Below are 12,500 nucleotides of genomic sequence, written 5' to 3'. Positions count from 1 at the left end.
TACATATTCTAACCACTTCATAATTACTCAAGGTTAACAGTATCAATGGCAATTCTACAGTTGAGCTGCAGACTTTCACCACTGACTTATTAACCCGCCTACGGACCCTTTAAACCCAATGATTCCGGATAACGCTTGGATCCTCCGTATTACCGCGGCTGCTGGCACGGAGTTAGCCGATCCTTATTCATACGGTACCGTCAAGCCTCCACACGTGGAGGTGTTTCTTCCCGTATAAAAGCAGTTTACAACCCATAGGGCAGTCTTCCTGCACGCGGCATGGCTGGATCAGGCTCTCGCCCATTGTCCAATATTCCTCACTGCTGCCTCCCGTAGGAGTCTGGTCCGTGTCTCAGTACCAGTGTGGGGGATCTCCCTCTCAGGACCCCTATCTATCGTAGCCATGGTAAGCCGTTACCTTACCATCTAGCTAATAGAACGCATACTCATCTTTTACCGCCAAAGCTTTAATCAAATCATGATGCCATGTCTTGATACCATGGGATATTAATCCGGGTTTCCCCGGGCTATGCCCCAGTAAAAGGTAGATTGTATACGCGTTACGCACCCGTGCGCCGGTCGCCACCATCCGAAGACGTGCTGCCCCTCGACTTGCATGTGTTAAGCCTGCCGCTAGCGTTCATCCTGAGCCAGGATCAAACTCTTCATCGTTAAATCTTAAATAATATAACAATTACTAAGGAATTCCTCTTCTTCAAGACCATTGCTGGTCCATCAAAGCTCAAAACTTTTCTTCTAGTCTTAATTCTTTTATTATGCATCATGTTATTGCTAACATGATACGCGCTGTCAATTCAATATGTCAATGAACTCCGACCCCTCTGTCCTGCGGACATCTCCCCTTAAAAAAGGGGAGAAACTTTTCCGTATTCCAGGAGTCGTTTCTTGTGAAATAAAAGGAGTTGAACCTTTCCTACCTGCGCCCTACCCGGGATTTCTTTTTCTTTATACACCCTAGCCTTAGCGCAGGTGTACAATATATTTTTATGAACTTTTGCTCTCTCTCAAAGCGGCTGCAAATGTACAACACTTTTTTAATTCAGCAAGAAAAAAATAATTTTTTTTCTTTTGCTTTTAAAAGCAGCTCCGAAATGTCTTTGTCAAAAATCGGGAGGCAAACTTACAACCTTTACTTCCAATTCTGAAAACTTTTTCAGAGAACTTTTTTACTTTCCTCCACAACCCTAAAGCTGTTTCTGAAAGCACTCCTACGCTAAAGCTTCGGAGATCCTGCGGGGATGCAAAGATAAGATCAAATCTTCTTTCCATCCAAGCTAAAATTCAAAAATATTTCAGAGAACTTTTTTGCTTCGAAGTCTTGCTACATAAAGGCTCAGCTATTGCCTCCCCTGCACTGTCACTCTCTCTCAAAGCGGCTGCAAATATACAACCGAATTTTACTCTGGCAAGCTTTCTGAAAAAATAATTTAAGGTTTTTTTGACATTTTTGACACCCCTAAACATAAGCTGCTCAAAATGACATTTTTGAGAGGCGGAAAAAAAGTTAGATCTACGAAGTTAGAAGTTAGAGTTTGGCGTTACCAGCTTTATTGAAAGGAAAAACGTCTGTGCCTTTTTTAATAAACGAATGTTTGATTTCATGATTTTAGTGGCCAACCTATACAGGGTACGTGCGGATGAGAGATTTCATAAGTTATAAATATAAGATCCCTTCCGAGGCATAGATTTACTCCACTCCTGTTATAACCCCTCCGGGAATATGGGTCCATGATGTTTCTATATATATAGTGTATAGATCAATTACCAGTAGGAGGTGCAATTTTGCCACAGTCCTGTTACTAGGTGGTTCTTTTAAACCCAAAGACACACATTAACGTAAGTGGTCCTAAAAATGGCATTTCTGAGAGGTGAGACTCCGGAAGGTTCGACCCCGTCGGGCTCGGATTCATCAAGGTATCCGGGTTAATAAACATGAGACCCCGTCGGGGTCCTTTCAGAAAACGCAATATCCAATCCTATTACATAATGATGAATCGAAGACGTTTACCCGCGTTAGGGATAGCAGCGGAAATCCTTTTTGAGAGGGACGAATAGAAAGATTGCAGCGAATAGCCCGACCCCACCTACGCCAGAGGCTACGGTGGGGAAACGCCCAAAAATATTCTACATGAACATATTCCACACCAGCCCAAACCTGAGACTGAAGTCACGATATGGATATAATGGCGCAGAAAAGTTATTATTCCCCTGAAAAATAGAATTTATATGCTCCAGTTTAAAAAAGATGCGAGCCTGCCTAATTTTCCCATTAAAAAAGAAGTCGACCGTGGGAAAACCTTCAAATTCTACCTCGTTCTGCACATAAAATTCGGCCAGAACGGGATCATAGCCGTTCATTTGGTAATTGGTGAAGTAGTTAAGTGTAAAGCCGGTCTGTAAATATAGTGCTCTTCTAAACCAATGGTCGCTGTAATAAAGTGTATTCCTCGTAACAAACTCGGGCACATTCAATACTTCCTGGCCATCAAGAACATTTTGATAAAGCAGGGTATTATTCAATGCAAATTTACCGAGTCTAAACTCCCTTTGGCCTTGAATTTTAAAAACGCTTACCTGATCTTCAAACTGAAACGGCTTTACCAGACCCTCTTCATTAAGTGCAAAAAATGCCATATCGTTAATAGTCGAGAACTCAAAGAGCCCATCCACCAACCCTGGAGCTTTTAACGCAACACCCAGAGACTGGCGACTTTCATTTGAAAACTCCGTTTGCCAGTTATAATTAATATAATCACTTTGGTTTAACAGGAAATTATAGTTCGGCGCCCGATCATTGACGTTAGCCATTGCAGCTAAACTAATATCGGGCGTAAGCTCATAGGAAAGCGATGAGCTAACATTATAACCTTTAAAATCACCTACCAGGTTTAGATCTCCCTCTGCCTCAAATTCCAATCCGGCAAGTTGGCCCCTGTAGCTTCCGCCGGCAGAAACTATATCCCCCTGTAGTCGGTTTACAATAAAGCCATCTTCAAGATCCAGAAGTGTATTGTAACCATAATCATAGTGCGTAACGCCTCCCCTAGCTACTACCTGCCCTAGCTTGACAGCGGCGAAAGAAAGATATAGTTCGTTATAAGTCGAGGTAAGACGCGCCTGATCCCGTAGATTGGTCTGTTCAAAAGAAGGACCGAAAAGATCATTGGCAGCCGATTGTTCAAACTGGTACTTCTTATAAGTATGATTGATCTTATGACCAACCGCAAATGCTTTTGGGGCTAAGGAATCTTTCTTTTGGAACAGATTGTAATGATGATCCAGGTAAAACCTCTTCCCGAACAAAGTTGATTCTGCATTTTCAAAATTTACATCCAACCGGGCACGATCATCAAATTCAGGATTCTTTGCAAGGTATTGAGTTAAAGAATTAGGCGTCAACCCTCCATTTTCCTGATTCAGTAAGTCCTGAGACACAAAGTGGGTCTTTAAGCCGTAACGATCGTTTTTAGAGCTGTAGCTAATGGTCGCTCTGAAATTTCCGGTGCTGGTCAACATATGCTGATACTGCCCCAGGGACCGCAAACCTTTATAAGCAATAGAAAGATTAAGTTGTTCTGAAGTGTTTACAGTAAACAAGGCATCTACCAGCTGCCCCTGTTCAAAGGTGGTCTTGAAGAACAATTCGGTAAGAGGTGTTGGCACGTGATAGTAGAAAATGTCGTCTACCTCCATAAAATTGAAATGCCGCGCCTGGGCACCAAACTGCGGAAGTATATGTTGCTCTTCGATGAAATCATAAGTAAGACGATTATAAGGGCGTCCTACATTTGAAAACTCCAATAATCCGAAATTATCCTTTCGAAGGTAATTGAACTTATAGTCTTTGTAAATGGTGAGGCTAGTATCGACATGCGTGGTGTCATTCTCAACCGAAATGATCTTATAGAGCTCTATGGGTGCTTTCTCTGGTAAGGCCTCATTTTCTAAAGATGCTTTTCTGTTGATATTAGGGTTCCTGGAATTCCTGTCCTGGGAAAAACCCTGAGCACTCAGGAATATTAAAAAAAAAATGAGGAAACCTTGCTTCATACTTTTACAAACTTCAACAAAAGTATGATAAATGCTTAAAACGAAACAAAAAAAAACCTGTGAGTTGCCTCACAGGTTTTAAGCTTAAGATAACGAATTATCTATAGTGGATTCTGATCTCCAGGACCTATTTCGTCGTTGTTATTAATCTCAGAAATTGGAATTTGAAGAATAAACTTAGGTGAACCAGCTGCGAAGTTGTGTTGACCAGCCCATCCAGCGTGGTTTGTTCCTTCGTAGTTTCTCACTAATGGCATATCCCAACGCTTCATGTCAAAGAAAGCAAACCCTTCTCCCCAAAGCTCAATTCTTCTTTGCAGACGAATTTCTTCAAGTAGAGCGTCACCAGTTTTTGTTGAAAGTGTATAAGAAGAATCTCTTTTTGACACTAATTCAAATAAAGCCTGTGCAGCACCTTCATCGTCACCAGATAGAGCTCTAGCTTCTGCTTCTATTAAAAGCATTTCCTCTACTCTCATGTATACATAATCTCCTTCAAAGAAGGTATCATCTACAAATTTCACGTTTGCATATTGTGGAAGACCAAATTCCTCAACCTGGTCTGCACCTACGAACCAGTCTTTACGAGCATCTGTAGCAGGAATAGCATCATATAATCTCTTATCAACACTTTTGTAAACCTGAAGAAGACCAGCGTAACCAGCATTCAGGTTAGCCATGTGCGAAAAGAATGAAGCATAGATAGAACTAGTTTCAGGAGTGATATCTGCACCCCAGATCCAGCTAGGATTGCTAATTTCATCAAATCCGTCAAAGATCTGTTCTTCTGACATTAAGCTACCTGCAGACTGAGCCTGCTCAGACATTGCAATGGCCTGAGCGTAATCCCCATACTCTAAATAATATCTTGCCAATAAACCGGCAACAACATCCTGGTTAATCTGGGTCTTGTTCACTCTGTTGTAACCTTCTAATGCATCATATGCTCTTTCAAGGTCTTCACCTATTTGAGTTACTACCTGGCTGGTAGCTGCTCTGGAAGCGATGAAAGTATCTTCAGTATATAAAGGAATTCCTCTTTCACCATCTGCATATAATCTAATTAGATCAAAATACGCCAAACCTCTTAGCGCTAATGCTTTACCCAAACTTGCAAGAAGCTCTGGGTTTTCAGTATCAGCAGGAATTAGTTCCACGATTCCGTTTACATCTCTAATTACAGTGTAGTAGAAGTTCCAAACAGTAGCAGTACCACGAGTGTTCTGCTGCTCTCTACCAAGATAGTTATGGTATTCACTAAACCAGTGACTTCTGGTCATTACCACATCATTACTCATAAGATCTGTACCCAGGTGAATAGCTTTTAAACCAAAATCACTGTGAGCGCCAGCACCATAGGTGCTATAGGATCTCAAAAAGGCATTAGCACCATCATTGATCCCTTCAGTTACAACCAGAAGTGCCTCTGGCGAGCTTTCTGCTAAGGCGTTAATCTGCTCTCGCGAAACCAACTCCTTGTTCTCCAGGTCCAAGTCACTTGAACAAGATCCAAGAGCAAGAGCACCAAGAGCCGTTATTAATAAATACTTTTTCATAAGATTATTATGTTTTTAATTAAAATTGAACATTCACTCCCACCGACACTGTTCTCAAAATAGAGTATTCGTTTGCAGATACTCCCGTTAAGCTCAATCTAGGATCGTAACCTTGTCTTTCTGACCATAAAGCTACGTTATTTGCAAGAGCATAAACTCTTAAAGAGTTAACTCCAACAGTTTCTGTAACATTGCTTCCGAAAGTGTACCCTAAATTTACGTTTTGTAAGCTAAGGTAGCTAGCATCAGTCAAATAAAGTGTAGAAAGACCTCTAAACTGGTTTGTACTCTGAGTATCGATTCTTGGAAGTGGAGCAGTAGGATTGTCTACTGTCCAAGTCTGAGTAACGGCATCTCTGTGAAGGTTGTTACCTACGTCACCTGAGGCATCAAAAAGCCCCCAGTATACTGAATCATACCCTTCACCACCAATTTGGTATGCAAAATCCAGACCAAGATCAAATCCTTTGAATCTAAAGTCCATTCCGAATCCACCGTATACATCTGGAATTGGAGATTTGTCAAACTTATAGAAAGATGCTTGTGCAAATTCTTCTGTAATTTCTCTCTCTCCTGTTGGATCTCCATTGGTATCCAATACATCCATATACCACTGTGCATTACCGTTTTCTGGGTTTACACCAGCGTACTCTCTCAAATAATAGTCATAAACAGAACCACCTACGTTGTAACGGAACTGGCTAGTAATGATATCTTCTTTTGGAAGTCTTGTGATCTCATTTTTGTAGTGAGTACCGTTAAGGTGGAAAGTAAGACCTATGTCTTCACTTCTAATAGCATCTGCTGTCAAAGTAACTTCCACACCTTTGTTGATCATGTCACCAACGTTCTCCGGAAGATCTGGGTTACCAGAAGAAGGAGGTTGTGGCGTGTTGAAAAGCATGTCCTGAACTTCACGAGAGAAATATTCAGCGTTCAATGTGAATCTGTTTTCAAAAAGTCCGAATTCGAATCCAGCGTTGAAGTTTGCGTTAGTTTCCCATGTTAGATCTGGGTTACCTAAGTAAGTTAACTGGATTGCCAATTCACCGTCGTTTGGAACTACCGAGAATTGATCTCTGTAAGCATAGTAGTTTCTTCCACCGTCAGGGTAAAGGATAGCGTCGTTTCCTTGCTCTCCATAACTCGCTTTAAGCTTAAGTTCGGTCAACCAGGTCACATCTGAAAGGAAATCCTCCTGAGAAACTCTCCAGGCAGCACCTACACCATAAAAGTTACCCCATCTGTTATCTGGGTGGAAAACTGAAGACGCATCTCTCCTGAAACTAGCGTTAACGTAGTATCTGTTATCATAGTCATAGTTAAGTCTTGAGAAATATCCCTCAACACCATATTCGCGAACGAAGTTACGTGAAGACTGGTATGACGCTGCAAAATCAAGAACAGGTACATTAGGTAAAAGGAAGTTGATCTTGTGCAAGTTCATATATTTGAAAGTATAGTCGGTAGATTCATGACCAACTAACACAGAAAATTCATGTGCACCAATCTCCTTGTTGTAGTTCAACAATTGTTGTTGAGTAAAGTTCATCGCTGTAGAAAAAGCATTTGTCGCTCTACCATTTACACCTTTTGCATCTCCATAAAGCGGAGTATCGAAGCTTGTAAGCGCTCTGTTTCGAACATCAACTGCAAGATTATAAGTGAAATCAAGACCTTCCAGGATATTCCACTTTGCGAAAGCAGTACCAAATACGTTGTCATTCACGTTGTCAATGATGTCTAACTGAGCCGTTGCAACCGGGTTTTGAAGACCTCCATAAGGACGTACTGGCAATCCAAATGCACCTGTTCCATCATCGTAAAGAGGATTCCCCTGAGCATCAAACATTCTCTGCCCATTATCATCGTAAGCAAATACCGGATAAATAGGAGCAATGTTTCGCGCCCATGATATTGGGTTACTATAAGCAGAAGTACCATCACCTCCAACAGTTTTTTGGATAGTATGCGCGTAGCTGATAGATCCACCAATATTAAGGAAGTCTTTCACATTAGTATCTGCAGACAATCTTGCAGTATATCTTTCAAAACCTGAATTGATCACATAACCTTCATTCTTTTCATGTCCTAAAGAGAAGTAAACTGAAGAGTTTTCTCCACCACCACTAACAGACACGTTTGATTGCATTAACATTTGGTTTTCGAAAAGATAATCGTTCCAGTTCTCAGAATAAAGAAGATTTGCGTTAGAAGCGATTCTTCCTGTAGAAGGATCGATCACTTGACCGTCCGGCACATTGTACAGGTTGTAGTTTAATCCAAGTGCACCTAGACCTAAGCCCATTTCATCTGTAGCAGTGATAAGATTTGCAGCGGCGTAGTTGCTTGCCTGCTGAGGCGTAAGCTCTTCGTTATAGATCAAGCTGTTTCTGTAAGCCTGAAACATAGCCTCATAGTATTCTCCCGGAGTTTCCATGATATCATACTCCTCCACAGAGCGTGAATTGATACCAGTTCTCACATCAACAGTAACACTAATAGGACGATCTGCACCTTTCTTAGTAGTAATGATGATAACCCCGTTAGCACCTCTACTTCCGTAAAGAGCAGCTGCTGAAGCATCCTTCAAGAAGGTTACAGAAGCAATATCCTGGTTGTTGATCGTGTTAATGTTCCCTTGAAAAGGAATACCATCAACTACATACAAAGGAGCACTTGAAGCATTGATAGATCCAATACCACGAAAACGTACAGTTGGCTCAGATCCTGGCTGCCCAGATTCATTAATTACCTGAACCCCGGCAACTTTACCAGTCATTCCCTGTACCACGTTACTTGTTTGAACTTCAGCAACTTCTTCTGCCTTTAGTTCAGATATGGAACCAGTAATGGATTCTCTTTTTTGTACCCCATAGGCTGTTACTACTACCTCTTCAAGCTCTGCAGCATCTTCGGTGAGAGTAACCGCTAAACGGGATCTTTCATCAACAAGAAATCTTGCAGTCTCAAAACCCAGGTAAGAAAAAACAAGAGTTTCTCCTTCCGAAGCCATAATTGCAAAGTTCCCGTCGAAATCGGTTTGAACCCCACGGTTCGTACCTTGAACAAGCACGTTCACTCCTGGCAATGGCAATCCTTGCCCATCAGACACGGTTCCCGTGACTTGTTTCTGTTGCTGCGCAAAAGTTATTTGCGCCACTAACACCAGTAATAGTGTTAGAATTCCTTTTAATTTTCTTTTCATTTTATAAATTATTTGAATTAGCCAAGGCCAAAAATGATAATAAATTCTTAATAAAACAAGACGAAATGCGAATGTACTTTGTTAATTATTTAAGAAGTTGATATTCCTCCATTCCAGGAACTTAAAACTTATTAAAAAAGGTTTCAGTTTTATGCTATAAATACTGAATTGGTTCAATTTTCACCTCTAAAAAACAGAAACCATTAAATTGTATAATTATGTACAGCTTCTTTTTAAGCTAACTCTTTGAAGGAGAATGGAAATTTATACTTTTGCAGCAAGCCTCATTTCCCAGATATTAACAATGGGCTCTAATTTTTCATACTTCTTAAATTCATGTTAAAGAAAAGCTTTTCCAAATCCCCTTTTGAATGTGGCACAGACGAGGCAGGAAGAGGTTGTTTAGCAGGTCCCGTAACCGCCGCCGCAGTTATACTGCCTTCCAGGTTCAGAAACAAACTCATTAACGACTCAAAAAAACTGACCCACGAGCACAGAGAAGAGCTAAGGAAGCTCATCGAAAAAAAGGCCGTTTGCTTTTCAGTCAATCACGTTTATATGGAGCAGATAGATGAAATCAATATCCTGAACGCTTCGATTCTGGCTATGCATAAATGTATTGAGAAGCTCCAACCCTCACCCGAATTCATTATTGTAGACGGTAACAGGTTCAAAACCTATAGCGGAATTCCGCATGAATGTGTAATAAAAGGAGATGGTAAGTTTTTAAGTATTGCCGCAGCCTCTATTCTGGCTAAGACCTATAGAGATAAATTTATGACCAGGATTCATGAAGAATTTCCCATGTACAATTGGAAACAGAACAAAGGTTATCCTACAATAGAACACAGAGAGGCCATAAAAAAATATGGTACTACCAAGTATCACCGCAAAAGTTTCAAGCTTTTACCAGAGCAACTGGAGCTCACCTTATAACCTAAGCTGAAATGAAAAAAATATTATTCCTTATTTCCTTTATTATATTCGGTTCGTGTGCAGAAGAGAAAAAAGAAACACAGCAACTTTATGACTACCTGCCTCAAAATTCTGCAATTATACTTAAAGTTGATGATCCCGACCTATTCTTCACCAACCTTAAGAATAATGAATGGATCAAAACAAATTCCGAAGCTCCATTATTTAAGGAAATAAAAGAAAAAACAGCTGTTCTCAAATACTTCTCTCAAAAGCACGAAAGTTTACTTGCGCTGGTACCTGGAAAGGAAGCGCAAACTGTGGATTTTGCATTTATAACCAGCGGCAATATTCCTTCACCCGTCCTGGATTCCCTGCAAAATGTACAGGTCGAATCCTTTACTTCTGATGAATTCACCGTTACTAAATATATTCTGGAAGGAAGAACTGCTTTTATTTCTACCCAAGAAAGTATCTCGGTTATTAGCAATTCAAGGAAATTGTTAGAAAAGAGTCTTAGAAACAAATACATTCCTTCTCAAGATCTTATCACCTCCTTTAAAGCAGCATCAGCAAAAAAACCTTCAGTTTTTATTCACCACAACGCTGCCGGAATGTTTCTGAAAAATATCCTTCCTTTAAGCGCATCCTCCTTTAGTAACTGGACAGTTCTGGACCTCGATCTTTCTCAAACAGACCTGGTGCTTAACGGAATTTCTCTTTTTACCGAAGAAGGCCCGCGGCTTATCAATGTCTTTGAAGGTACAGGAACCGCAAAGAATTCCATAGCCACGATCACCCCTGTCAACAGCAGAAGTTTCACCGCTATCAGCTTTCAAAATTTTCCAAGGCTTCTTCAAAATCTGGACTCCCTTAGGCAAGATCAGCCGAGTGATCTTCCTTCAGAAAAAGCAGTGTTGCGATCTGCGACCGAGGCCGGAGTTATTAATTTGGAGCAGGGTTCAGTTTTCGCTATCCATACGACAGATCTAGAGGCAGCAAAGACAGCACTCAATAGGAATTTACAAACTTCAGAAACATTCAGGGAAATTGACATTTTTGAATACCCAGATCCAGAAAGTTTTCACCGCCTCCTGCAGCCATTGCTCAATCCAGAAGCACTTCATTTTTTGGCCTTTTTGGAACCTTATATTCTACTGTCTAAAACTCCCGAAGGCCTCAAGGAGATCATAACTGCCGTGCAAAATGAGCTTGTACTTTCAGAAACCGAGACCTATAGAAATTCAGCCGAAAGACTGAGTTCAGAGGCCTCACTGCTTATGGTTAAGAACAATCAGGTGAGTGAAACGATTGCCCCTTCAGGATTTGAATATGAGAAGTTTCCTCTCTCTGCTGTTCAGATCATTTACCAGGATGACTTTGCACATGTTAACAGTGTATTGCTGCAAAGTACAGCCTTGAAGACCGAGGCTCCTACTGCACAACAGGCTGCCATTGATCTTGGTGTAGGGTTGGCCAGTCCTCCTTCTTTCTTCAAGAATCACCGCTCTAAAGGTATGGACATAGCGGTTCAGGATCTTGAAAATACGCTGTATCTCATCTCTCCCGAAGGGAAGATCTATTGGAAAAAGCAGCTCGAATCCCGCATTTTAGGAAAGATAGAAACAGTTGATATTTTGAGAAACGGGCGATACCAGCTCGCCTTCACCACCCGCAATCAACTACATGTCATTGACCGGGATGGCAATCCGGTTCGCCCCTTTCCGCTCGATTTTAAAGATGAGATCACTCAACCTCTTGCAATATTCGATTATGAAAATAATCGGGATTACAGATTTGTAATTGTGCAGGATGACGAGTTATTCATGTATGACAGGAAAGCTACTCGTGTAAAAGGCTTCGACTTTACCAAAGCAGGATCAAAGATCATCCAGATTCCAAAACACATCCGGATTGGCCGCAAGGATTATATCCTCATTCCTGAAAGCTCCGGAAAGCTGAACATTCTAAGTCGTACCGGGAAAACTCGGGTACCGGTTAAGGAAAAGATAGACTTTTCTGAAAATCTCTGGTACAACTATAAGGGGAATTTTGTCTCCTCAAACGCTGCTGGAGAGATCCTTAAGATCAGCCAAGAGGGAAAGGTTCAGAAGGAAGATATTGATCTGAGTAAAAATCATCAACTCACTGCTTCAGAAGAGCTCCTGGTGACACTTTCCGAAGATCAACTCAGCATCAAAGGCACGCCTGTTTCGCTTGATTTCGGACTTTACACAGCACCTCAGCTTTTCTACATCAACAATAAATATTTTATTGCGATGACAGATCTACAGGCGCACAAGGTTTACGTATTTGACAGTAATGGTGCCCTCCTCCCGGGATTCCCGGTTTATGGTAACTCGACGGTAGATCTTGCCAACGCAGATAACGATTCGGCTCTTGAACTTGTAGTACAGGATGAAGCGAATGCTGTGCTGGTTTATGAAATTCAGTGAGCACCCTTAAATCTCCTGTTGGGGACTTTTATTTATATGGTGCGCCTCCAAACATTGAGGTAGCAACTTAAGCCCTTCTCAGCGGGTTTTTGGGTAAGATCCTAAACCAATTGGGCTTCAAAAAGGGCAGAAAAGTGACCCTTTATAATTTCCTTCACTTCAGCAGCGGGGACTTCCCTAACGCCAAGCTCCACATTTAAAGAGGTGACAGCTTTATCACGAATTCCGCAGGGAACGATATTGTCAAAATAACCAAGATCTGCATTTACATTGAAGGCAAAACCATGCATAGTG

6 protein-coding genes and 1 rRNA gene (1 of these 7 cut by a window edge) are annotated in these 12,500 nt (G+C 41.2%); 2 read left to right on the top strand and 5 right to left on the bottom strand.

Annotation, left to right across the window (positions count from 1 at the left end):
• The 4 genes from HC175_RS09610 to HC175_RS09595 form a co-directional block, all read right to left on the bottom strand.
• Positions 1-672, bottom strand: a 16S ribosomal RNA gene (locus tag HC175_RS09610) (it extends 850 nt beyond the left edge of the window).
• Positions 673-2,145: 1,473 nt separating this feature from the next.
• Entirely contained in the window at positions 2,146-4,071 is a 1,926-nt protein-coding gene (locus HC175_RS09605) for a putative porin (RefSeq protein WP_168138265.1), read from the bottom strand.
• Between the two features lie 101 nt (positions 4,072-4,172).
• A complete protein-coding gene (locus HC175_RS09600) occupies positions 4,173-5,627 on the bottom strand; it encodes a RagB/SusD family nutrient uptake outer membrane protein (RefSeq protein ID WP_168138264.1) in 1,455 nt (484 codons plus the stop codon).
• 19 nt (positions 5,628-5,646) lie between these two features.
• The gene (locus HC175_RS09595; RefSeq protein ID WP_168138263.1) at positions 5,647-8,835 is read right to left on the bottom strand and encodes a SusC/RagA family TonB-linked outer membrane protein; all 3,189 of its coding nucleotides are present in this window, start codon (positions 8,833-8,835) and stop codon (positions 5,647-5,649) included.
• A gap of 336 nt (positions 8,836-9,171) precedes the next feature.
• On the opposite strand from HC175_RS09595, the gene HC175_RS09590 reads away from it, so the two are divergent.
• Both HC175_RS09590 and HC175_RS09585 read left to right on the top strand, forming a co-directional pair.
• The gene (locus tag HC175_RS09590) at positions 9,172-9,771 is read left to right on the top strand and encodes a ribonuclease HII (protein ID WP_168138262.1); all 600 of its coding nucleotides are present in this window, start codon (positions 9,172-9,174) and stop codon (positions 9,769-9,771) included.
• An 11-nt stretch (positions 9,772-9,782) separates the two neighbouring features.
• Complete coding sequence (locus HC175_RS09585; RefSeq protein WP_168138261.1) at positions 9,783-12,206, top strand: hypothetical protein; 2,424 nt, start codon at positions 9,783-9,785, stop codon at positions 12,204-12,206.
• Positions 12,207-12,307: 101 nt separating this feature from the next.
• On the opposite strand, the gene HC175_RS09580 is transcribed toward HC175_RS09585, so the two are convergent.
• Positions 12,308-12,500: lipoyl protein ligase domain-containing protein (locus HC175_RS09580; protein ID WP_438865923.1), on the bottom strand; the 193-nt coding region annotated here is incomplete at its 5' end.

This window comes from Salinimicrobium oceani, assembly GCF_012037645.1.
This window is presented reverse-complemented; position numbering and strand designations above follow the sequence as displayed.